Raw genomic sequence first — 25,018 nt, forward strand, 5'->3', positions numbered from 1 at the left:
GCCCCGCGGGGCCGGGTTACCGGTGCGGCCGGTCATCCGCAGGCCCGGATGATCGCCCGCAGGGCCTCGTGCACGCCCTGGAGCAGGGCGGTGACGGCCGCGTCGTCGAACCGGCCGCCCGCGTGCACGCAGGACAGCTCCATCCGGCCGCCCTCGACCGCGGCGGCGACGTCCAGCTCGTAGGTCCGGGTCTCGGCCGGCTCGTGGTCGCCGCCGCCGTGGTCCAGGTGACGCAGGACCAGCCGGTCCCCCTCGGGCAGCTGGTTGTCCCACTGGCCGAGGTAGTTGAAGCCGATCCGGGCCCTGGGGGCGGGGACCCGCAGGTCCTCCCGGGCGGCGGCGTCCGCCGCCAGCCGCAGCACGCCGTGGCCGATGCCGCGGCGCGGCACGGCGCGCAGCCGGCGCTTGGCCGTCCGGACGGCGGCGGGCGGCGCGAGGTCCGCGGGCACGTCGAGCAGGACGGGGTAGATCGTGGTGAACCAGCCGACGGTGCGGGACAGGTCGACGCCGTCCAGGATCTCCTCGCGGCCGTGCCCCTCCAGGTCGATCACGGTGCCGCCGTCGCCCGCGTGACCCTGGGCCGCGAGCGCCTGGGCGAGGGCGGTCAGCAGCACCTCGTGGACCTGTGCGCGCAGCGCGCCGGGCACCCGGCGCAGCAGCGCCTCCGTCTCGTCCACGGTCAGGGTGCGCCGCACGGTGCGGCGGTCGCCGAACCGGCCGGTGTCGACGGGCTCCCCGGCGGACTGCTCGACGGCTGCGGGCAGCGCCCGCCAGTGCGCGAGCTCGTCGTCGAAGCCGCCGGCCAGGGCGTGCTCGCGCAGCCGGCGCGACCACTGGCCGAAGGAGGTGGAGCGCGGGGCGAGCCGGACGGGCCGGCCGGCCGTCAGATCGGCGTAGGCGGAGCGCAGGTCGTCCAGCAGGATGCGCCAGGAGACGCCGTCCACCACCAGGTGGTGCGCGGTGAGGAACAGCCGGGCCGGGCGGTCCGGTCCGAGGTCGGCCAGGACGGCGCGCAGCAGCGGCCCGTCGGCCAGCCGCAGGCCCCGCTGGGCCTGCCGGAACGCCTCGGTGAGCCGCTCCTCGACGTCGTCCCCGGCACCGGCGAGGTCGAGCAGCCGGAAGTCCCAGCACCCGTCGGCCTGTTCCGCCACCTCCTGGGACCAGACCCCGGCGCCGTCGCGGGTGTAGCGGGCGCGCAGCATGTCATGCTGCGCGACCAGCGCGGCCAGGGCCGTGCGCAGGGCCTCGACGTCGGTGCCCGGGACGAGTTCGAACAGCAGGGACTGGTTGAAGTGGTCCGGGTTGACGGTGTGGTGCTCGAAGAACCACTGCTGCACGGCGGTCAGCGGGACGGGCCCGGTGCGGTACGGGTCCTCCTCGGCCGGCCCGGCGTCGCCCGTCCCGGCGACCTTGGCGAGCGCGGCGACGGTCTTGTGCTGGAAGAGGTCCCGGGCGGTGAAGTGCAGGCCCTCCTGGCGGGCCCGGGCGACCACCTGGGTGGAGAGGATGGAGTCGCCGCCGAGCAGGAAGAAGTCGTCCTCGGCGCCGACGTCCTCGACGCCCAGCACCGAGCGGAACACCGCGGCCAGCGCGGTCTCCACCGGGCCGTCCGGCGGGGTGACGACGCGGGCCAGCGCCTCCCGGGCGTCCGGCAGGGCGCCCCGGTCGACCTTCCCGTTGGTGGTGAGCGGCATCCGGTCCATCGGGATCAGCGCGGCCGGCACCATGAAGGCGGGCAGTTCCTCGGTCAGCTCCGCGCGGACCGCGCGGACCGCCTCGCCTTGGTCGTGGCCGGGCGCGGCGACCAGGTAGCCGACGAGCTGCTTGCCGCGGTCGCTCTCGCGCACCACCACGGCGGCCTGCTCGATGGCGGGGTGGCGCTGCATGGCCGCCTCGATCTCGCCGGGCTCGACCCGGAAGCCGCGGATCTTGACCTGGTCGTCGGCGCGGCCGCGGAAGTCGATCCGCCCGTCCGGCAGCCAGGCGGCCAGGTCGCCGGTGCGGTAGAGCCGCGCCTTGGGGTCGTCGTCGAAGGGGTGCGGGACGAACCGCTGGCGGGTCAGTTCCGGGCGGCCCAGGTAGCCCTGGGCGACGCCGCGGCCGCCGAGGTGGATCTCGCCGGTGACGGCGGCCGGCACCGGGTTGCCGTGCGGGTCCAGCAGGTAGACCTCGGTGTTGGGCAGCGGCCGCCCGATCGACAGCCGGGTGCCGCCCTCCTCGGCCCGGACCTCGAACATGGTGGCGCCGACGGTGTTCTCGGTCGGGCCGTAGCCGTTGATGAAGCGGTGCACCCGCGACCACTTGCGGGCCAGGACGACCGGGCAGCGGTCGCCGACGGCGAGCACCACCGAGCCGGCGGGCAGCGCCTCGGGCTCGACCGCCGCCAGCGCCGCGGGCGGCAGCCCGAGGACGGTGGGCCGGCCGGCCGCCATGGTGCGCAGCTGCTCGCTGCCGAGCGCCTCGGACTCGTTCGCCGGGATGGCGAGGACGGCGCCGGAGACCAGGGCCAGGAAGGTCTCCCAGACCGCGCCGTCGAAGCTGGGCGAGGAGAGCTGGCACACCGTGTTGTCGGGACCGGTGCCGACGATCAGCCGCGAGGCGTTGATCATGTTGGTCAGGCCGCCGTGGCCCAGCAGCACGCCCTTGGGCGTCCCGGTGGAGCCGGAGGTGTAGACGATGTACGCGAGCGCGTCCGGCGCCACCGGCAGGCCCTCGGGCACCGCTCCGGTGTGCGCGTCGAGCTGCGGGCGCAGGTCCTCCAGGACCAGCGGCTCGGCCGCGGAGGCGGCGGAGTCGGCCGATCCGGCGAAGTCGGCGGCCAGCGAGCGCTGGGTGAACACGAACCGGGCGCCGGTCTCGCTCAGCATCAGCTCCCGGCGGGCGGCCGGGAAGCGCGGGTTCAGCGGCAGGAAGGCGGCGCCGGCCTTGAGCACCGCGAGGGTGGCGGCCACCTGGGCGGGGCCGCGCTCGCAGCAGATGCCCACGACGTCCCCGGGGCGGGTGCCGCGCTCGCGCAGCACCTGGGCCAACAGCCCGGACAGGCGGTCGAGTTCGGCGTAGCTGAGCTGCTCCTCGCCACGCACCACCGCGAGCTGGTCCGGACGTTCGGCGGCCCGCTTGGCCACCAGCAGGTGCACCGGGTCCTGCTCGGGGAAGGCCACCGGGTTGCGGGCCCAGTCGACGGTGAGCCGGTGGTGCTCCTTCGGGTTGAGCAGGTCGAGCCGGCCCAGCTCCTGGTCGGGGTCGGCGGCGATCGAGCCGAGCAGGGTGGTCAGGTGGCCGGCGAAGCGGCGCACCGTCTCCTCGTCGTACAGGTCGGTGCTGTACTCCAGCGCCGACCAGAGGCTGCCGTCGGGGCGCTCCTCGAAGGCCACCACGAGGTCGAAGCCGGTGCTCGCCTGCGGCAGGGCGAGCTGCTCCATGGTCAGCCCCGGCAGGTCGAGCACCGCCTCGGGGGCGTTCTGCAGGACGATCAGCACCTGGGCGAGCGGCATCCGGCTGGGGTCGCGCTCGGGCTGGACGGCGTCCACCACCCGCTCGAACGGGACCTCCGCGTGGTCGAAGCCGGCCAGCACGGTGTCGCGGACCTGCCCGAGGAACTCCCGGAAGCCGAGGCCCGGTTCGATCCGGGCGCGCAGCACCAGCGTGTTGAGGAACAGCCCGACCAGGTCCGCCAGTTCGGGCTCGTCGCGGCCGGCCACCGGGGTGCCGACGGCGACGTCCTCCTGCCGGGAGAGCCGGGCGAGCAGCAGCTGGGTCGCCGCGGTGAGCGTCATGAACAGCGTGGCCGCGGCGGACTCGGTGAGCTCGCGCAGCCCGGCGACGGTCTCGGCCGGGACGCTGAACTCGTGGAAGGCGCCCGCCCCGGTGGGCACGGCGGGGCGCTGCCGGTCGGTCGGCAGCTCCAGGACGGGGACGCCGTCGAGCTGCTTGCGCCAGTAGTCGAGCTGCTCGTCGAGCCGCCCGTCGGAGAGCCGCTCGCGCTGCCACACCGAGTAGTCCGCGTACTGCGGCCCCGGGGCGGGCAGGTCCGCCTCGCGCCCCTGCAGCGCGGCCGCGTAGGACTGGCCGAGCTCGCGGGTGACGATCGACAGCGACCAGCCGTCGTGCGCGATGTGGTGGATGCTCAGGACCAGCACGTGCTCGCGCTCGGAGAGCCGCACGAGGAGGGTCCGCAGCACCGGGCCGGTCCGCAGGTCGAAGGGCCGGGCGGCCTCCTCGCGGACCAGCCGCAGCAGTTCGTCCTCGCGGTCCTCGGCCGTCCCGCCGCCGGCCTCCACGACCGGCAGCGGGATGTCCACGCTCGGGTGCGGGATCTGCACCGGGACGCCGTCCACCTGGTCGTAGGTGGTGCGCAGCGCCTCGTGCCGGCCGACGACGGCGGCCAGCGCGCGGTGCAGCGCCGCGTGGTCGAGCTCGCCGCGCAGCCGCAGCGCGAAGGAGGAGTTGTAGCCGACCGCCTGCGGGTCGAACTCGTACAGGAACCACATCCGCTGCTGGGCGAAGGACATCGGCAGCGGGCGGCCGCGGTCGACCGGGCGCAGCGCGGTGCTCGCGGCGGCCGCCGGGGCGGGCGCCTCGGCGCCCGCCAGCCGGTCCCGCAGCAGGGCCCGCAGGTGCTCGGGCAGGGCCGCTATGCGGTCCTGGCGGGACGTGGACGTCTGGACTTCACTCATGTCGGTTGCCCCTACTCCCCCGCCGGCGCCGACTGGCGCGCGGCCTCTCGCTCCAGCTCCTCCAGCAGCGCGTCCTCGACGAGTCGGGCGACCGCCGACACGGTGGGGTTCTCGAGGAGGCTGCGGAAGGCGATCCGGACGCCGAAGGTCTGCTTGATCCTGGTGATCGCCTGAACACTGGTCAGGGACTGGCCGCCGAGCGCGAAGAAGCTGTCGTGCGCGCCGACCCGCTCCACGTGCAGGGTCTCGGACCAGATCCGGGCGATCAGCTTCTCGGTCTCGTCGCGCGGCTCCACCCAGGCCTCGGCGGCCTCGACGGCCGTCTCGGCCGGGTCGGGCAGCGCGGCCCGGTCGATCTTGCCGTGCCGGGTGAGCGGGAAGGACTCCAGTTCGACGAAGGCCGCCGGCACCAGGTGGGCCGGGAGCCGCTCCGCGAGGTAGCCGGCGAGTTCGGTGCCGCCGGGGGCGCCGCCCGCGGCCGGGCGCAGGTAGGCGACCAGGCGGGCGTGCTCGGCCTCGCCGCGGACCAGGACGACGGACTCGGCGACGCCCGGGTGATCGTCCAGGGCCGCGGTGATCTCGCCCGGCTCGATCCGGTAGCCGCGCAGCTTGACCTGGTCGTCGAGCCGGCCGAGGAACTCCAGCCGGCCGTCGGACCGCCGGCGGACCCGGTCACCGGTGCGGTACAGCCGCTCCTTCGGGTCGAACGGCGCGACCAGGAAGGCCTGTTCGGTCAGCTCGGGGCGGCCCAGGTAGCCGCGGGCGAGGCCGTCGCCGCCCAGGTACAGCTCGCCGGGCGCGCCGACCGGGGCGAGGTTGCGGTCCGGATCCAGGACGTAGGCCCGGACGTTCTGGACGGGCAGGCCGAGGACGGGCCGGGGGCTGTCGGCGAGCCGGCAGACCAGCGCGTCCACGGTGGCCTCGGTGGGCCCGTAGAAGTTGTAGACGATCAGGTCGGACTGGGCGCGCAGCCGGTCCCACTGGGCCTGGCCGATCGCCTCGCCGCCGAGCGCCGCCCCGCGCAGCGGGTGCGCGCCCGCGGCGAGCAGTCCGGCGTCGTCGAGCTGGCGGAACCAGGACGGGGTGGTCTGCAGGAAGTCGATCCGCTGCTCGGCGCGGTAGGCGACCAGGGCGTGCGCGTCGCGCCGGACCTCGTCGTCGACCAGGTGCAGCTCGTGGCCGGCGACCATCCACAGCACCGGATTCCAGGAGGCGTCGAAGGAGGCGGGCGCCAGGTGGGCCACCCGGACCTGCCGGTCGCCGCAGGCCTCGCGCAGCGGGTTGAAGACGGTGCGCAGGTGGCTGTCCAGCAGGTTGGCCAGGCTGCCGTGCTGGATCAGCACGCCCTTGGGCCGGCCGGTGGAGCCGGAGGTGTGGATGACGTAGGCGGCGTGCTCCGGGGCGAGGGCCACCTCGGGCGCGGTGCCGGGGCGGGCCGCGATCTCCTCGTGCTCGCGCTCCGGGACGACCACCGCGACGTCCGCGGGCAGCGGCAGCGCGGCGCTCGCGGCCTCGTCGGTGATCACCACCCGGGGCTTGACGTCGTCGACCAGCAGCCGCAGGCGCTCGACCGGGGCGGCCGGGTCCAGCGGGGTGTACACGCCGCCCGCCTTGAGCACCGCGAGCAGCCCGGTGATCAGGCCGGGGCCGCGCCGCAGGCAGACGGCGACCGGCACCTCGGGGCCGACGCCCCGGTCGGCGAGGTGGTGGGCGAGCCGGTTGGCCCGCTCGTCCAGCTCGGCGAAGGTGATCCGCTCGCCGTCGTGGACCAGGGCGACGGCCTGCGGGGTGGCCGCGGCCTGGCGGGCGAACTGCTCGGGCACCAGGGCGTCGGTGCTGAGCGCGGTGGTGGTCTCGTTGTGCCCGGTGAGCAGCCGCTCCCGGTGGGCGGGGGCCAGCGCGCGCAGCTCGGCGAGGGTGCGCTCGGGCTCGTCCGCGATCTCCTCCAGCAGGGCCCGCAGGTCGCCGGTGACCCGGTCGGCGGTGTCGGCGTCGAAGAGCCCGGGGTCGTAGGCGAGCCGGAAGGACAGCTGCTCGCCGGCGAAGACCGCGAGCACCATGGCGTAGCTGGTGGGCTCCTGGGAGCGCACGTCGCGGATCCGGATGCCCTGGTCGGAGCCCATCTCGCCGTCGAAGGGGTAGTTCTCGACGACCACGTAGCTGTCGAACAGGTCGACCCCGGCGGGCAGTCCGGTCCAGCCGCGGATCTGGGCCAGCGAGACGTACTCGTAGCTGCGGGCCTGGACCTGGCCGCGCTGGAGGTCGCCGAGCCAGTCGAGGACGGGCTGCTCGGGCCGGACCTCGACCCGCACCGGCAGGTTGTTGATGAACAGGCCGATCATCGACTCGACGTCCGGCAGGTCCGCGGGGCGGCCGGAGACGGCCGAGCCGAAGCAGACCTCCCGCTCCCCCGAGTAGCGCGAGAGCATCAGCGCCCAGGCGCCCTGGGCGAGGGTGTTGGTGGTGAGCCGGTGGCGCCGGGCGACCTCGGCGAGGCGCGCGGTGACCTCCGGCTCCAGCTGGAAGACGCTGGTCGCCTCGCTGCCCTGGCGGGCCGCCTCCTCGCCGGCCCGGTCGGCGGGCAGGGCGGTCGGGGCGGTGAAGCCGTCCAGCAGCTCCCGCCAGTAGCGCTCGGCCTCGCCCAGGTCCTGCTCGCCGAGCCAGGCGACGTAGTCGCGGAACGGGCGGCGGGCGGCCGGCCCGGGCCGGTCGTGACCGGTCAGCCGCAGGTAGTCGTCGACCACCTCGGAGACCAGCTCGGCGCTGCTCCAGCCGTCCAGCAGCAGGTGGTGCGAGGTCCAGACGACCCGCAGGGCGCCGTCCGGCTCGTCGATCAGGGCCAGGCGCATCAGCGGCGCCACGGCCAGGTCGATGCCGCGGGTGCGGTCCTCGGCGAGGAAGGCGGCGAGCCGCTGCTCGCGCTCGGACTCCGGCAGGGCGCGCCAGTCCAGCCGCTCGACCGGCACCGTGACGTGCTCGCGGACGACCTGGAGCGGCTGGTCGGTGTCCACCCGGGCGAAGGCGGTGCGCAGCATCGGGGTCCGGTCGGCGAGGCGCTGCCAGGCCTCGGCGAAGGCGTCCGCGTCCACGCCGCCCTCCAGCAGGAAGGACAGCTGGCCGAGGTAGACGCCCTCGCCCTCCTCGGTGAGGCTGTGGAACAGCAGGCCGTGCTGCATCGGCGTGGCCGGGTAGAGGTCGGCGATCCGGCCCTGCCCGGTCAACTCGTCGAGCAGCGGCTGGTCGACCCGGGCGAGCGGGAAGTCCGAGGGGGTGGCCCCGGAGGCGGCGGCGCCGGCCTCGCGGCAGTGCGCGACGATGCCGCGCAGCGCCTCGACCAGCTGCTCGCCGACCCGCTGGACGGTCTCGGCGGTGTGGGTCGCGGTGGAGTGGAACAGCTCGAAGCCGAGCTTGCCGTCGCGCACGTAGGCGACGATGTCGAGCGGGTACTCCAGCAGTTCCTCGGGCGACTGCTCGGTGCCGTAGCCGAGCCGCACGTCGTGCAGCAGGCCGCCGTCGTGGCCGTCGACCACCCGGCCGAGGTAGTTGAAGCCGACCTGGGCGCGGGGCTGTTCGGCCAGCAGCTCGCCGGGCGCCCCGGCCGGGCTGAGGTGGCGCAGCGCGCCGTAGCCGATGCCGCGCTGCGGGACGGCCCGCAGCTGCTCCTTGACCGAGCGCAGTCGGGCGCCCCAGTCGGCGCCGTCGGCGGTCTCCAGGGCGACCGGGAAGGAGGTGGTGAACCAGGCGGTGGTGCGGCTCAGGTCGACGTCGTCGAAGATCTCCTCGCGGCCGTGGCCCTCTAGGTCCACCAGGACGGTGGAGCCACCGGTCCAGTCGGCGAGCACCCGGGCGAGCGCGGTCAGCAGGACGTCGTTGACCTGGGTGCGGTAGACCGCGGGGACCTCGCGCAGCAGCGCGTCGGTGCTCTCCGCGTCCAGGCCGACCCGGACGGCGGCGGCGGTGGCGACGGTCGGGGTGCCGGTGAGGTCGGCGGGCAGCGGCTCGCCGCCCGCGCGGCCGGCCGCGAACCAGTGGTCGAGCTCCTCGTCGAAGCCGCCGACCGCGGTGTGCTCGGACAGGCGCCGGGACCAGTCGAGGAAGGAGGTGCTGCGCGGGCCCAGGTCGACCGGCCGGCCCTCGGCCGCCTGCCGGTAGGCCGTCTCCAGGTCGCCCAGCAGGATCTGCCAGGACACCGCGTCGACCACCAGGTGGTGGGCGGTGAGGAAGAGCCGGGCGCCCGCGGTGCCGCCCAGGTCGGCCAGCACGGCCCGGACCAGCGGGCCCTCGGCCAGGTCGAAGCCGGACTGGGCGGCGGTGGCGGCGGCCAGCAGCGCGCCCTCCGGGTCGGCCTCCAGGGTGAGGTCCAGCCGCTCCAGCGGCCAGCCGTCGCCAGGGGCGGCGATCTCCTGCTGCCAGCGGCCGTAGACGGTGCGGAAGCGGGTGCGCAGGGCGTCGTGGTGGGTGAGGAGCGCGTCGAGCGCGGTGCGCAGGTGCGCCTCGTCCGGGAGCTCCCGCAGTTCGGCCAGCACGGACATGGTGCTGTGCTGGGGGGCCTTGGTGTGGTGCTGGAAGAAGGCCCGCTGGATCGGGGTCAGCGGCGCCCTTCCGGTGACGGGTTCGGTGTTCACGCCGGCCGGCTCCTCGGGTTCGTGGGTGGTGATCGCCGCGGCGATCCCGGCGATGGTCTGGTGGCTGAAGATGTCCTGCGAGCTGAGGCGCAGGCCCAGCTGCCGCGCCCGGGAGACGACCTGGATGCTCAGGATCGAGTCACCGCCCAGGTCGAAGAAGTTGTCGTCGACGCCGACCTCCGGCACCCGGAAGACCTCCGCCCAGAGCCCGGCGAGGGCCTGCTCGGCGGGCGTCCTGGGGGCGGTCCTGGTGACGACCGGGCGGTCGGTGGCGGCCGCCGCGGGCAGGGCCCGCCGGTCGACCTTGCCGTTGGCGTTCAGCGGCAGCCGGTCGAGCCGGACGAAGGCCTGCGGCACCATGTGGCGGGGCAGCGAGCCCTCCAGGTAGCGCCGCAGTTCGGCGCTCTCCGGCGCGGTGCCGGGCCGGGACACGACGTACCCGGTCAGGACGGCGCCGGGTTCGGTGCGCAGCGCCGCGACGGCGTCGAGGACGTCGGGGTGGCGGCGCAGGACGGCCTCGATCTCGGCGAGTTCCACCCGGAAGCCGCGGATCTTGACCTGGTCGTCGCCGCGGCCGAGGAACTCGATGTCGCCGGTGGGCAGGTAGCGCGCCTGGTCGCCGGTGCGGTAGAGCCGGCCGTCGGGGTAGGGCGTGAACGGGTCGGCGGAGAAGCGCTCCTCGGTGAGGTCGGGGCGGTTGAGGTAGCCCCGGGTGACGCCGGTGCCGCCGAGGTAGAGCTCGCCGACGACGCCGACCGGCAGCGGCTCCAGGTCCGCGTCCAGGACGTACATCCGGGTGCCCGGGATGGGCCGGCCGATCGGCACGCTCGCGACGTCCGGCAGGCTCTGCGGGGTGACGGTGAAGTACGAGGACTCGACGGTCGCCTCGGTGACGCCGTAGGAGTTGAGCACGACGGTGCCGGGGGCGACGCTCTTCAGCAGCCGCCGGCAGTCGTCGGTGCGCCAGTTGTCCGAGCCGACGGCCAGGTAGCGCAGCGGCGGGAAGGTCCGGCCGGTGCGGGCGGCCTCGTCGGCCAGCGCGTTCGCCAGCGAGGGCACCGTCTCGACGTGGGTGACGCCCCGGCGCTCCATCAGGTCGAGCAGGCGGACCGGGTCGGTGGTGGCGTCCTTCGGGCAGAGCACCAGCGTGCCGCCGGCGGTCAGCGCGTGCGTCAGGTCGGAGACGAAGACGTCGAAGGCCATGCTGGCGAGGTTGAGTTGGCGCACCGGGCCCTGGTCGAGCCGGTACGCCTCCCGCCAGGCCGCGGCGGCCCGGGCGACGCTGCGGTGCTCGACCGTGACGCCCTTGGGCTTGCCGGTGGAGCCGGAGGTGTAGATGACGTAGGCGAGGTTGTCCGGGGTCACCTCGGTGCTGGGCGCCTCGGCGGGCCAGCTGTCGATCTCCGCGCGGTCGGCGTCCAGGCAGAGCACGGTCGCGTCGCACAGCGGGAGCCGCTCGGCGAGCTCGCGCTGGGTGACGAGCATCGCGGCGGCGCTGTCGTCCAGCACCAGGCGCAGCCGCTCGGCGGGGTGGGAGGGGTCCAGCGGCAGGTAGGCGGCGCCGGCCTTGAGGACGCCGAGGGCGGCGACCACGGTGTCGGGGCCGCGCTCCAGGCAGATGGCGACCACGGTCTCCGGGCCGATGCCCTGCCCGACCAGGTGCTGGGCCAGCCGGTTCGCCCGGGCGTCCAGCTCCGCGTAGGTCAGCACGGTGTCCTCGAAGACCACCGCCTCGGCGTCCGGGGTCTGCTGCGCCTGCTCGGCGATCAGCTCGTGCAGGCAGGCGTCCGCCCCCGGGGTGCCGGTGTCGTTCCACTCGTACAGGACCCGGTCGCGGGCGCGCAGCGACAGCATCGGGACGTCGCCGACCCGCTGGCCGGGGGCGCTCGGCATGCTGCCGAGCAGGACGGCGAGCTGGTCGGCCAGCACCTCGGCCTGGGCCCGGTCGTAGAGCGCCGGGTCGTAGGAGAGCAGCAGGGTCAGCGAGCCGTCGTCGTCGTAGGCGGTGAGGTCGAGGGTGAAGCTGGTGGTGTCGACGGCGCGGACGTCGCTCAGCCGCAGTCCGTGGCGTTCGGCGGCCGCCCCGTTGCCGGGGTAGTTCTCGAACACCACCAGGGTCTGGAACAGGGCGCTGCCGCGCGGGACCTTGCTGCTGCGCTGGATCTCGGCGATCGAGGAGTGCTCGAACCGCCGGGACTCGGCCTGGTCGGCCTGCAGCGCCGCCAGCCACTCCACCAGCGGCACGTCCTGGTCGACCTCGGTGCGCAGCGGCAGGGTGTTGAGCAGGTTGCCGACCATGGTGTCGGCGCCCGGCAGGTCGGTCGGGCGGCCGGCCACGGTGGTGCCGAAGCAGACGTCGCGCTGCCCCGAGTGGCGGGCCAGCAGGATCGCCCAGGCGCCCTGGACGGCGGTGTTGAGGGTGAGCCGGTGGCGGCGGACCATCGCGACCAGCGCGTCGGTCTCGGCTCCGGACAGGCCCACCCGGACCTGGCCGGCGGACTGGGACTCGTGGCCCTGGGGCACCGAGCGGCCGAACGGCAGCGGGGTCGGCGCGTCCAGGTCGCCCAGCAGGGCGCTCCAGTGGGCGGCCGCCGCGTCCTTGTCCTGCCGGGCCAGCCAGGCGACGTAGTCGCGGAACGGCCGGCGCTCGGGCAGGACCGGGGCCTTGCCCCGGCCGTCGGTGAGCGCCTGGTAGACGGCGAAGAGGTCGGCGAACAGGTGCGAGGTGCTCCAGCCGTCCAGCACCGCGTGGTGGAAGGTCCACACGACGCGGACGGTCCGCTCGTCCTCGCGCGCCAGGGCGAGCCGCATCAGCGGCGCCCGGGACAGCTCGATCCCGGTGGCGCGCTCCTCGTCGATCAGCGCCTTCAGCCGGCGGTCGAGCTCGGCGGCGGGCAGGCCGGTCCAGTCGAGGTGGCGCACCGTCAGCTTCGCGGTGCGCTCGACCACCTGGACGGGCTCGGGGACGCCGTCCCAGACCAGCCGGGTGCGCAGCGCGGGGGTGCGGTCGACCACCTGCTGCCAGGCGGCGGCCAGCGCGTCGACGTCCCGCACGCCCTCCAGCTGGAAGGCGACGTGGTCGGAGTAGGCGCCGACGCCGTCCTGGTTGAGGGTGTGGAAGAGCATCCCGCTCTGCATCGGGGTCAGCGGGTGGATGTCCTCGACCGTGGAGCCGGCCGGCACCAGCCGGTCGACCGTCGCCTGGTCGAGGGTGAGCAGCGGGAAGTCCCCGGGGGTGGCGCCGCCGGCGCCGGGCGTCAGGCAGTGCTCGACGAGCTCGGTCAGGGCCGCCGCGAAGTCGTCGGCGAGACGCTGCACGGTGGCCTCGTCGTGGCGCTGCGGCGCGTAGTGGAAGTCGAAGCTCAGCACGCCGTGCCGGACCTCGCCGACGATGTCCAGCAGGTGCGGCCGCTCCTCGTCCGGGTGGTGGTCCAGGCCGTAGTCCGGCTCGACGGCGCGGAACAGCTCGCTGCCGGCCGCGGCGTCGCTCCACTGGCCGAGGTAGTTGAAGCTCACCAGCGGCTGCGGCGCCCCGGCCAGGGCGCGGGCCTTCGGGTCGTCGCCGCTCAGGTAGCGCAGCGGGCCGTAGCCGGCGCCGCGGCCGGGCACGGCGCGCAGCAGTTCCTTGGTGTCCCGGATGAGCCGGCCCAGCGGGCGGTCGGCCGGGGACTCCAGCAGCACCGGGAAGATCGAGGTGAACCAGCCGACCGTCCGGGAGATGTCGGTGCCGTCCAGGATCTCCTCGCGGCCGTGGCCCTCCAGGGTGATCAGGGTGCGGGCCCGGCCGGTGAAGCGGGCGAGCGCGCGGCCGAGTGCGGTCAGCAGGACGTCGTTGACCTGGGTGCGGTAGACGGCGGGCACGTCCTGCAGCAGCTGCCGGGTGCGCTCGGCGTCGAGGCCGGCGGAGACCGCGCGGGTGTCGCCGACGGTGTTGCGGCCCTCCCGGTCGGTGGGCAGGTCGGCGGAGCCGACCGGTACGGGGCGGGCCCAGTGGTCCAGTTCGGCGTCCAGGCCGCCGCCCCGGGTGAAGGCGGCGAGGCGGCGCGCCCAGGCGCGGTACGACGTGCCGGCCGGGCCCAGGTCGACGTCCTCGCCGCGGACGGCCTGCCGGTAGGCGCTCTCCAGGTCCTCCAGCAGGATCCGCCAGGAGACGCCGTCCACGGCCAGGTGGTGCACGGTGATCAGCAGGCGCGCGGGTTCGGTGCCGTGGTCGAACAGCAGGGTGCGCACCAGCGGCCCCTCGGCCGGGTCCAGCGAGGCCTGGGCGGCCTCGGCGAGGGTGCGCATGGCGGCGGCGCGCTCCTCGGGGGCGGCCTGGCCGAGGCTGACCCGCTCGATCCGGGCCTCGGCCGGCGGGGCGTCGGCGTCCGGCGCGGTGACGACCTGGAGCCGCCGGCCGTCGGGGCCGGTGGTGAAGCGGGTGCGCAGGGCGTCGTGCCGGCGGACGAGGCCGGCCAGGGCGCGGGCCAGCGCCGGCTCGTCGACCGCGCCGTCCAGGGTGATCAGCACGGACTGGTTGAAGTGGTGGGCGCCGCGGGTGTGGTGGGCGAAGAACCACTCCTGGACGGGGCCGAGCGGGGCCGGCTCGTGGTCGTCGGCGTCGGCCTGGACGACCGGCGCCTCCTCCACCGGCCGGGCGGCGCGGGCGAGGTCGGCCAGCGACTGCCGGGAGAAGATGTCCTTCGAGGTGATGACGAGTCCGGCCCGGCGGGCCTTGGCGACCACCTGGATGCTCAGGATGGAGTCGCCGCCGAGCTCGAAGAAGTTGTCGTCGGCGCCGACCCGGGCGATGCCGAGCACCTCCGACCAGACCTGGGCGAGCGCCTGCTCGGCCGGCTCCTCGGGGGCCCGGTAGTCCTCCCGCTCCAGGGTGGTGTCGGGCGCGGGCAGGGCCCGGACGTCGACCTTGCCGTTGGGCGTGAGCGGGAAGGCGTCGAGGGTGACGAAGGCGGTCGGCACGCTGTAGGAGGGCAGCCGCTCCTCGGCGAACGCGCGCAGGTCGAGCGGCGCGAGCACGGCGGCGGGCTCGGCGCGCAGGTAGCCGACCAGCCGCTTGTGGTCGCCGTCGGCGAGGGCGACCACCAGGGCCTCGGCCACCGCGGGGTGGGCCTCCAGGACGGCCTCGACCTCGGCGGGCTCGATCCGGTAGCCGCGCACCTTGACCTGGGTGTCGGCGCGGCCGAGGTACTCGACCAGGCCGTCGGCCCAGCGCACCACGTCCCCGGTGCGGTACATCCGCTCGCCGCTCCCGGCCGCGAACGGCGAGGGCTGGAAGCGCTCCTCGGTCAGCTCCGGCCGGCCCAGGTAGCCGCGCGCGACGCCGGGGCCGGCGATCCAGAGTTCGCCGGGGGTGCCGGGCGGGACGGGCCGGCGGCGCTCGTCGAGGACGTACACCGCGGTGTTGGAGATCGGGCGTCCGATCGGGATGGCCCGTACGCCGTCGGTCTCGCGGATCAGGTGGGAGACGGCGAAGGTGGTGGTCTCGGTCGGCCCGTAGCCGTTGACCAGCCGCTGCGGCGGCCGTCCGCCGGCCAGCAGCTCCGCGATCCGGCGCGGGTTGAGCGCCTCGCCGCCGACCACTAGGTGGCGCAGGCCGCCGAAGGCGGTCGGCTCCAGGCCGACGACCTGGTTGAAGACGCCGGCGGTGAGGAACATCGCGGTGGTCCCGGTCGAGCGCAGCGCGGCGGCGAAGGCCGGCGGGTCGAGCAGGACGTCCTTGGTGATGACGGCGATCCGGGCTCCGACCACCAGCGGCGCCCAGAACTCGAAGGTCGCCGCGTCGAAGGTGGCGTCGGCGACCTGCGCCACCACGTCGTCGGCCTGCAGCGGGGCGTAGTCGGCCCCGTGGACCAGCCGGACGATGGAGCGGTGCTCGACCACGACGCCCTTGGGCTTGCCGGTGGAGCCGGAGGTGTAGATGACGTAGGCGGCGCTCTCCGGGCCCGCGTCGGTCTGCGGCGGTCCGGCCGGGAGGGCGGCCAGCTCGGCCGCGCACTCGGCGGGCAGCAGGGCCGGGACGGCCAGGTCGGGCAGCCGTTCGAGCAGGTCCCGGTCGGTGACGCAGAGCGCGGCCGCGGTGTCGGCGAGCATGAACTCCAGCCGGTCGGCCGGGTAGTCCGGGTCCAGCGGCACGTAGGTGCAGCCGGCCTTGAGCACGGCCAGCAGGGCGACCACCAGGTCCGTGCCGCGGGGCAGGCAGACCGCGACGTACTGGCCGGGGCGGACGCCGCGGTCCAGCAGCAGGCGGGCCAGCCGGTCGGCCCGCTCGTCGAGCCGGCGGTACGTCAGCTCACCGTCGGCGGCGGTGACGGCGACGGCGTCCGGGGTGGCCGCGGCCTGCTCGGCGACCAGCGAGTGGACGGTCCGGTCGGCCGGATAGGGCACCCGGTTCTCGGCCCAGTCACGGGTGACGGTGACGAGTTCGGCGGCGGTGAGCAGCGGCAGGTCGCCGACCGGGCGGTCGGCGTCGGCGGCGACGCCCTCCAGCAGGAGCAGCAGCCGGGCGCAGAGCGCCTCGATGGTGGCGGCGTCGAACAGGTCGGTGTTGTACTCCACCGTCCCGCCCAGCGAGCCGTCCTCGGTCGGGGTGAACTCCAGCGTCAGGTCGAAGATGGAGGACACCGACGGCGCGCGGAACTCCTCGACGGCCGGGCCGCCGAAGTCGGGCAGGCCGCCGGGCGCGTTCTGCAGCACGAGGGCGGCCTGCACCAGCGGGGTGCGGCTCGGGTCGCGCTCGGGCTGGATCTCGTCCACCAGGCGGTGGAAGGGGACGTCCTGGTTGCTCAGGGCGTCCCAGAGCTGGTCGGTGGTGCGCTCCAGCAGCTCGCCGAAGGGCTCGTCCAGGTCGATCCGGCCGTGCAGGACCAGGGTGTTGACGAAGAAGCCGACCAGCGGCTCCAGTTCGGAGCGGTCGCGGCCCACCGACACCGTGCCCAGGCCGACGGCGCGCTGGCCGGTGTGCCGGGCCAGCAGCACCTGGGTGGCGGCGGCGAGCACGGCGAACAGCGTGGTGCCGCGTTCGGCGCCGAGCGCGTCGAGGCCCGTGGCGACCTTGGCGTCGACCCGGAAGGCGTGCAGGGCGCCGACGGTGGTGCGCACCGCCGGGCGGGGTCGGTCGGTCGGCAGCTCCAGCGGCTGGATGTCCGCCAACTCATCGCGCCAGTAGTCCAGTTGCCCGGCCATGAGGTCGTCGGTGCAGCGCTCGCGCTGCCAGCGGGAGTAGTCCCGGTAGCTGACCGGCAGCGGGGCGAGGGTGTGCGGGCGGCCCTCGACGGCGGCCCGGTAGAGCTCGCCCAGCTCGTTGACCAGCAGGCCCTTGGACCAGCCGTCGGCGGCGATGTGGTGCAGGTTGAGGAAGAGCGCGTGGTCGCCCGGAGCGTGCCGGACCACCGTGGAGCGCAGCAGCGGGCCGCTCGACAGGTCGAAGGGGGTGGCCAGCTCGCGGCGCAGCAGCGCGGCGAACTCGGCCTCGCGCTCCTCGGCGCCCAGCGCGGTCAGGTCCACCGGCTCGGTGTCCGGGGTGTAGGCGGCGCGGACCTCCTGGCGGGCCACGCCGTCCTCGGTGGCGAAGACGGTGCGCAGCGGCTCGTGCCGCTCGACCAGGCCGGTCAGCGCGGTGCGCAGCGCGTCCAGGTCCAGGTCGCCGCGCAGCCGGATGCCGAACGAGGTGGTGTACTCCACCGCGTCGGTCTCGAACTCCTGGAGGAACCAGAGGCGTTCCTGGCCGAAGGAGAGCGGGGCGGGCCCGTCGCCGCCGGGGCGGATCGCGTCGCGGTCGCCGCCGCCGGCGGCCGCCAGCCGCTGCCGCAGGATCTCGTCGGCGTCCTGCCCCTCGGCCGTGGTGCCGTCACTGTGTCGCTGGTCTGTCATCGGTTGCTCCCCCGCGCGGCACCGCGCGTCGTCTTCCGGTCCGCCGGTGTCCGGCGCACGTCGTCGAGTACTTGCTTGCGGACCTGGTCCGCCAGGGCCGCCACGGTGCGGGCGGCGAACACGTGCCGCGCCGAGACACCGACGCCGAACACCTCCCGGATCCGGGCGGTGACCTGCAGCGTGAGGACCGAGTTGGCGCCGTGGTCGAAGACGTTGTCCTCGGCTCCCACGACGGGCACGCCCAGCACCTCGGCCCAGATCCGGGCCAGGGCCTCCTCGGTCTCGTCACGCGGGGCGGTGGGCTCGGCGGCGGGCCGCTGTTCCACCGGTTCCGGCAGGGCCCGCCGGTCGATCTTGCCGCTCGTGGTCATCGGGAACGCGTCCAGGACGACGACGACCGGGGGGACCATGTAGCCGGGCAGCCGCTCGGCGAGCCGGGCCCGGATCTTCTCCGGGTCGGCGACGCCGTCCGCGGGCACCACGTAGCCGGTCAGCACGGTCTGCCCGGACGGCTGGGTCCGGGTGACCACCGCGGTCTGCTCGACCGTCTCGTCGTCGAGCAGCGCGGTCTCGATCTCGCCCAGCTCGATCCGGTAGCCGCGCACCTTGACCTGGTTGTCGATCCGGCCGAGGAACTCGATCGTGCCGTCGGGCAGCCAGCGGACGAGGTCGCCGGTGCGGTACAGCCGCGCACCGGCGGTGGCGGCGAGGTGGTCCGGGACGAACCGCTCCTCGGTGAGCTCCGGCCGGCCCAGGTAGCCGCGGGCCACGCCGGCGCCGCCGACGAAGAGTTCGCCGGGGACGCCCACCGGGACGGGCTCGCGGCGCTCGTCGAGCACGTAGCCGGTGGTGTTGGCGATGGGCCGGCCGATCGAGGGCAGCCGCCCGACCGGGGCGTCCTCCTCCGACTCCAGCACCGTGCCGGTGGTGAGCACGGTGGTCTCGGTCGGGCCGTACAGGTTGGACAGCGAGAAGGCGGTGCCGCGCGGCAGCCGGCGGCGCACCACGTCGGCGCCGGTGAGGATGTGGCGCACCCGGCCCCGGTGGAGCGCGGGCTGGTCGAGCAGGGCCTCCAGGCGCGGCGCCGGGATGAGGATGAGGGTGATCTCCTGCTCGACGATCCAGCCGGCGAGCAGGTGCGGGTCCTCCAGGACGTGGTCGGGCACGAAGCTGATCTCGACGCCGCAGGCGAGGGCGCCCCACTGCTCCAGCACCGTGGGGTCGAAGCCGGGGGGCACCATCTGGGTGGCCCGGTCGCCCGGCCGGGCGTCGAAGAAGTCCCGGTACCAGTCGCAGAGATTGACCACCCCGCGGTGCTCGATCAGGACGCCCTTGGCCTTGCCGGTGGAGCCCGAGGTGTAGATCACGTACGCGAGGTCCGACGGGCCGACGGCGACCTCGGGCGGTCCGGTGTGCGCGCCGGGCTCGGCGTCCTCCACGTACAGCACCTCGACGCCGGCCGGCACCTGCGGGCCGGGCAGGTCCCGCTGGGTGAGGAGCACCGGCACCGCGGCGTCCTCGATCACGTAGGCCGTCCGGTCGTCGGGCAGTTCGGGGTCCAGCGGCAGGTAGGCGCCGCCGGCCTTGAGCACGGCGAGCTGGGCGATCGTCATCTCGGCGGCGCGCCGGGTGCGGACGCCGACGACGGTGCCCGGGCCGACCCCGCGGTCCACCAGCCGGTGGGCCAACGCGTTTGTCAGCGCGTCGAGTTCGGCGAAGGTCAGGGTGCGGTCCGCGGTCCGCACGGCCACGGCGTCCGGGGTACTGCGGGTCTGTTCGGCCACCAGCCCGTGGATGGTCTCCGTGTGGAACCGGGCCTCGGTCGCGGTGGCGTTCCAGCCGGTGGTGACCAGCCGGCGCTCCTCCTCGACCATCAGCGGGAGTTCGTCGACGAGCCGGTCCGGGTCGGCCGCCATGCCCTCCAGCAGCACGGTGAGGTGGCCGGCGATCCGGGCGACGGTCTCCGGGTCGAAGAGCGCCGTGCTGTACTCGACCAGGCCGCCGAGCCGGCCGTCCCGCTCCTCGAACTCGAAGCCGATGTCGAACAGCGCGTGCATCCGCGGCAGCGCGGTCTCCTCGACCCGCAGGCCGTCGGGGCCGGGGAGCACGTCCTGGGCCCGCTTCAGCATCAGCGCGGCCTGGATCAGCGGCGTGCGGCTGGGGTCGCGGTCCGGCTTGAGCTCGTCGATCAGCCGGTCGTACGGCAGGTGCTGGTGGGTGAAGGCGTCCAGGACGCCCTGCCGGACGTCGGCCAGGAAGGCGCCGACGGTCGTCTCCGGGGTGGTCCGGGCGCGCAGCACCAGCGTGTTCACGAAGAAGCCGAGCACGTCCTCGAGTTCGCTGTGCTCACGGCCGGAGACGATGGTGCCGACCGCGACGTCACGCTGGCGCGCGTAGCGGGAGAGCAGCAGCTGGACGCCCGCCGTGAGCGCGGTGAACAGGGTGATGCCCTCCCGGCGGCAGAGCCGGGTGAGGGCGGCCACCAGCTCGGGGCCGAGCTCGAAGGGGTGGCCGGCGCCCCGGGTCGCGCGGGTGGCGGGCCGGGGCCGGTCGGTGGGCAGCTCCAGCGGTACCACGCCGTCGAGTTGGCGCTTCCAGTAGGCGAGGTCGGCGGCCTCCCGCTCGCCGCGCTCGCCGTGCTGGTGCACCGCGAAGTCGGCGTACTGCAGTGGCAGCGGGCTCAGCGAGGCGGGCCGGCCGGTGGCCTCCTGGTCGAGCAGGGCGACGAGTTCCCGGGCCATCACCTCCTTGGACCAGCCGTCGGTGACGATGTGGTGCATGTCCAGGACGAGCAGGTGCTCGGCGTCGCCCAGCCGGATCAGCCACGGACGCAGCAGCGGGCCGCCGCGCAGGTCGAAGGAGCGGCTCAGCTCGGTGCGCAGCAGCGCGTCGAGCTCCTCGGCGCGCCCCTCGGCCGCGAGGTCGGTGAAGCGCACCGCCCGGTGGCCGGGGGCGTGCACGACCTGCACGCCCTGGCCGTCCTCGGTGGCGAAGGTGGTGCGCAGCGCCTCGTGCCGGGCCACCAGGGCGTCGACGGCGCGCCCGAGGGCGTCGCGGTCGAGCGGCCCGGTCAGCCGCAGCCCGAGCGGCGAGTTGTACTCGGTGCCCTGGGACTCGTAGTCGTACAGGAACCAGAGCCGCTGCTGGCCGTAGGAGAGCGGCAGCGGCCGCTCGCGCCCGACCGGTACCAGCCCGGCCCGGCGGGCGGGTTCGCTGCCCAGCCGGCCGGCCAGCCCGGCGACGGTGGGCGACTCGAACAGGGTGCGGATCGGCACCTCGACGTCCAGCACCGAGCGGATCCGCCCGATCAGCCGGGTGGCGAGCAGGGAGTGGCCGCCGAGGTCGAAGAAGCTGTCCTCGACGCCGATCGAGGCGACGCCGAGCACCTCGCAGAACAGGTCGCACAGCTGCTCCTCGCGGGCGCTGCGCGGCCCGTGCCCGGTGCCGGCCGCGGCGGTGCCCGGGTCCGGGAGCGCGGCCCGGTCGGTCTTGCCGTTGGGGGTCAGCGGGATCTCGGGGATCGGCACCACCACGGCCGGCACCATGTACCCGGGCAGCGTCGCGGCGGCGTGCGCGCGCAGCTCGGCCGGGTCGGCGCCGCCCTCGCCGGCCGGCACCACGTAGGCGACCAGCCGGGTGTCGCCGGCGGCGTACTCGCGGGCCACCGTGACGGCGCGGGCCACCGCGGGGTGCTGCTCCAGGACGGCGTCGATCTCGCCGGGCTCGATCCGGAAACCGCGGACCTTCAGCTGGAAGTCGGCGCGGCCGACGTACTCCAGGTTGCCGTCGGCGGCCCAGCGCACGATGTCGCCGGTGCGGTACATCCGGTCGCCCTCGGCGCCGTACGGGTCGGGCAGGAAGCGGTCCCGGGTGAGGTCCTCGCGGTGCAGGTAGCCGGTGCCGACGCCGTCCCCGGCGAGGTACAGCTCGCCGGCGACGCCGACCGGCACCAGGCGCAGCGCCTCGTCGAGGACGCGGACCCGGGTGTTGCCGATCGGCCGGCCGATGGTCGGCGCGCCGGGGCGGTCGTCGAGCCGGGCGGCGGTGGACCAGATGGTGGTCTCGGTGGGCCCGTACAGGTTGGTGACCTCGCTGCCGAGCGCGCGCATCCGCTCGGCGAGGGCGGCCGGCAGGGCCTCCCCGCCGACCAGCATCCGCAGGCCGCGCAGCGCCTCCGGGACCTCGTCGCACAGGGCCTGCCAGAGGCTGGGGGTGGCCTGCATGACGGTGGTGCCGGTACGGCCGAGCAGGGCGCCCAGCTCGGCCGGGTCGGTGACGCTCGCCCGGTCGGCGAGGACCACGGTGGCGCCGGCGACCAGCGGCAGGTAGAGCTCCAGGGCGGCGATGTCGAAGGCGATCGTGGTGACGGAGGTCCAGACGTCCTCGGCGGCCAGGGGGAACAGGTCGGCCATCGAGACCAGGAAGTTGGTCAGCGCGTGGCGGCTGATGACCACGCCCTTGGGGCGGCCGGTGGAGCCGGAGGTGTAGATGACGTAGGCCGGGTCGGCCGGCGTCGCGGCCGGGCCCTCCTGCGGGGCGGCGCCGGCGGCGAGCCGGGCCCGCACCTGCGCGTCGTCGAGCAGCACCCGGTGGGCCGCGGTGGCGGGCAGCCGCCCGGCCGTCGCGGTGTCGGTGACGAGCGCCGAGGGGGCGGCGTGGTCGAGGATGTAGCCGATCCGGTCGGCCGGGTAGTCGGGATCGAGCGGCACGTAGGCGGCGCCGGTGCGGGCCACCGCGAGCAGGGCGACGACGAGGTCGGCGGAGCGCGGCAGCGCCAGTGCGACGAGCCGGCCCGGGGCGGCGCCGTGGCGGCGCAGCTCGCCGGCCAACCACTCGGCCCGGTCGTCCAGTTCGGCGTAGCTGAGCACGGTGTCGCCGGCGATCAGGGCGGTGCGTGCGGGCTGGGCGGCGGCCCGGGCCCGGAACAGCGCGGAGACGTCGGCCTCGGGCACCGGCCGGTCGGTGGCGTTCCACTCGGTCAGCAGGGCGTGCCGCTCGGCCGGGTCCAGCACCTCGTAGCCGTCCGGGTCGCCGTCCGGCGCGGCGACGGCGGCGGCCAGCAGGCGCGGCAGCGCGTCGGCGAGCCGACGGACGGTCGCCGGCTCGAACAGCTCGGTGCTGTAGCCCACGGTCAGCCGCAGCCCCGGGCCGTCGGGCGCGGTGCGGAAGCGCAGCTGCAGGTCGAACGGGGAGTACCGGCGGGGCAGCCGGGCGACGCGGGCGTCGAGCGGGCCGAAGTCCGGCCGGGCGGGCAGGTCCTCGGCGAGGTCGAAGGCCACCTGGGCCAACGGGTGACGGTTGAGCGCGCGTTCGGGCCGCAGCTCGCCGACCACGGTCTCGAACGGGACGCCGCCGTGGCGGCGGGTCGTGCCGGCGACCGCCGCGCAGTCGCGGACCAGCTCGCGGAAGGAGGCGCCGGGCCGGCGCACGACCCGCAGCACCACCGGGTTGGCCAGCGGGCCGACCACGGCGGCGCGCTGCGCGTCGTCGCGGCCGGGCAGGCTGCCGATCAGCGGGATGTCGGCGCCGGCGCCGAAGCGGCCGAGCAGCGCCACGACCGCGGCGTGCAGCACCGCCTCGACGGTGGCGCCGCAGTCGGCGGCCAGCTCGGCGAGGGAGGCGGACAGCGGGCCGTCCAGCTCGGTGCGGTACTCGTCGGCGGCGTACCGGGTGACGGCCGGCCGCGGCCGGTCGACGGGCAGGTCGAGCTGCGCCGGCGCACCGTCCAAGGTGGCGCGCCAGTGGGCGAGTTCGGCCGCGGCTCGGTCGCCGGGCCGCTCGGGGGTGCCGTTCAGCTCCAGGTCGGCGGCGGCCGCCGCGGCGTACTGCGGAGCGGGCTCCGGCGCGCCGGGGGCGGCCGGTGCGGCGGTGGCCGCCGCGTACGCCCGGGCCAGGTCGTCGACGATCAGGCCGAGGGACGGCTCGTCGGCCGCGATCTCGTGCACCGTCAGGACCAGCACGTGGCCGTCCGGCCCGGTGGCCAGCAGCCGGGCCCGCAGCGGGGGCTCCCGGGTGAGGTCCAGGCCCTCGCCGCCGGCCCGGGCCAGCTCCTGGTCGAGCCGGTCGGCGGCGACCGGCTCGGGCCGCAGCCCGGCGAACGCCTCGCCGTCGGGGGCGGGTTCGGGGCGGCAGCGGCCCTCGACCTCGCGGTGCACGGTGCCCAGCAGCGGATGCCGCCGGACCAGGGTGCCCAGTGCGGCGCGCAGCTGCTCCGGATCCAGGTCTCCGGCCAGCCGCAGCGCCACCGTGTGGGTGTGGCCGGCGGCGCCCTCCTGGAAGCGGTTCAGGAACCACAGGCGCTGCTGCGCCGGCGACAGGACACTGTCGTTGGTCATCGTCACTTTCGCTCTCCAGCCTGTTCAGGCGACGCGTCGCAGGACGCGTCCGCCGAACTGCATGTGGTCCGCGCGCCCGGTCTCCGGGTCGAGCAGGAAGCGGCCGAGGTGCTCCACCTCGGGCAGCCGCGGGTGCCGGGCGGCGAAGAATCGCCCGCCTCGGCCGGTCAGGTCGTACTCCGTCCCGTCGTCGTCGACCAGGACGGTGGCGCCGGGGACGTCGGCGCCGGAGTGGATCCGGTACACCGTCTCGCCGTTGGCCCACCGCCCGGCGCAGTCGGGCAGGTCCTGCTCGGCGCCGGCGGCGGGGCCCGGGGCGTAACCGGCGACGTCCACGCCCTCGGCCCGGAGCTGTGCCAGCAGGTCCTGCCAGGCGGCGAGGCCGCCCAGGGAGTCGGCCTGCAGGGCGACGACGGTGCCGCGCTCCGGCTGGATCCGCAGGTGGCAGGTGGCGCCCGCGCCCACGCCGTCGAGGCCGAGCCAGCGGTCGGCGCCGTTGCCGTACCGGGCCCAGCCGTGGCCCCAGCCGTCGGCCAGGCCGAACGGCAGGGTGTCGAAGGGCGGTTCGGCCATCTCCCGGACGGCCTCCTGGTCGAGCAGGAGGGCGTGCGCGGCGTCGCGGTCGGCCAGGTGGAGCCGGGCGAACGCGACCAGGTCGGTGACCGTGCCGGCGATCGCGGTGGCGGGGGCGAGGTCGCGCGGGATCGCGTCGGCCGCCAGGAAGGCCGGCTCGACGCCCAGCGGCCGGAGCAGGAAGTCCGCCACGGCGGTGCGCCAACTCGCCCCGGCGGCGGCCTCGATGACCTTCCCGGCCAGCGCGAACCCGGCGTTGGAGTACGAGAACGCGGTGCCGGGGGCGAACAACGGGCCGGCCGCGACGGCGGCCCGCAGCCCGCCGTCGCCGGGGCCGTCGCAGATCATCCCGGAGGAGTGGCTGAGCAGGTGGCGGGTCGTCAGTTCGAGCCCGGAGAAGGGTGGTTCGGTCAGGTACTCGCCGACCGGTCGGTCCAGGTCGAGGTCGCCGTCGAAGGCCAGCTGCATGACCAGCGTCGCGGTGAAGAGCTTGGTGAGCGAGGCGAACGGCGCGGCGGGCGCCGGCCCGGGCTCCGCCCCCACCTCGGCGACGTGGAGTTCGCCGGCGTCGTAGAAGGCGCACCGCAGGGACGGCACACCGTGTTCACGCGCGAGCCGCCCGGCCTTTTCACGCCATGACTGTGAATTCACTAAAACCCACCCACCGCATTCACCGGAATCCGAAAAAGGCGCAGCACGACAGCCCCGTTCGGCCGCGTTCCGTCCACGGCTCGTCGGTACGGGGATTACACAAAAGGGGAATTTGCTCTGGTGAATGCAGGCTAACACCGGGCGGCGGGGGCGGTCAGGGTCGTTAAGCGGCAGCCGAATGACCCTGGTTGCCGCACTGCGACATGCCGCTCGACCTGCCCGGAAACCCGAAAACGCCGATGGGGTCCGCGGTCGCGGACCCCATCGGCGGGTCGGTGTTGCAAAGGGT

At 75.3% G+C, this 25,018-nt stretch carries 4 protein-coding genes; all 4 read right to left on the reverse strand.

Translation table 11 applies throughout. The features are described 5' to 3' along the window. Positions 1-32: 32 nt before the first annotated feature. From P3T27_RS31640 to P3T27_RS31655, 4 genes are read right to left on the reverse strand one after another with little or no spacing between them, the layout of a single operon-like run. Positions 33-4,676 carry a non-ribosomal peptide synthetase gene (locus tag P3T27_RS31640; RefSeq protein WP_280684679.1) on the reverse strand — a complete coding sequence of 1,548 codons (4,644 nt, stop codon included), beginning with the start codon at positions 4,674-4,676 and terminating at the stop codon, positions 33-35. An 11-nt stretch (positions 4,677-4,687) separates the two neighbouring features. Next, complete coding sequence (locus tag P3T27_RS31645) at positions 4,688-17,170, reverse strand: non-ribosomal peptide synthetase (protein ID WP_280684680.1); 12,483 nt, start codon at positions 17,168-17,170, stop codon at positions 4,688-4,690. Further along, positions 17,167-23,505 (reverse strand): non-ribosomal peptide synthetase, encoded by a 6,339-nt coding sequence (locus tag P3T27_RS31650; protein ID WP_280684681.1) that lies wholly within the window; start codon positions 23,503-23,505, stop codon positions 17,167-17,169. Before P3T27_RS31650 ends, P3T27_RS31645 begins: the two co-directional genes overlap by 4 nt. A gap of 24 nt (positions 23,506-23,529) precedes the next feature. Further along, on the reverse strand, positions 23,530-24,867 hold the full coding sequence (locus P3T27_RS31655; protein ID WP_348534162.1) for a serine hydrolase domain-containing protein: 1,338 nt from the start codon (positions 24,865-24,867) through the stop codon (positions 23,530-23,532). Between the last annotated feature and the right edge of the window lie 151 nt (positions 24,868-25,018).

Source organism: Kitasatospora sp. MAA19, assembly GCF_029894125.1.
GTDB lineage: Bacteria > Actinomycetota > Actinomycetes > Streptomycetales > Streptomycetaceae > Kitasatospora.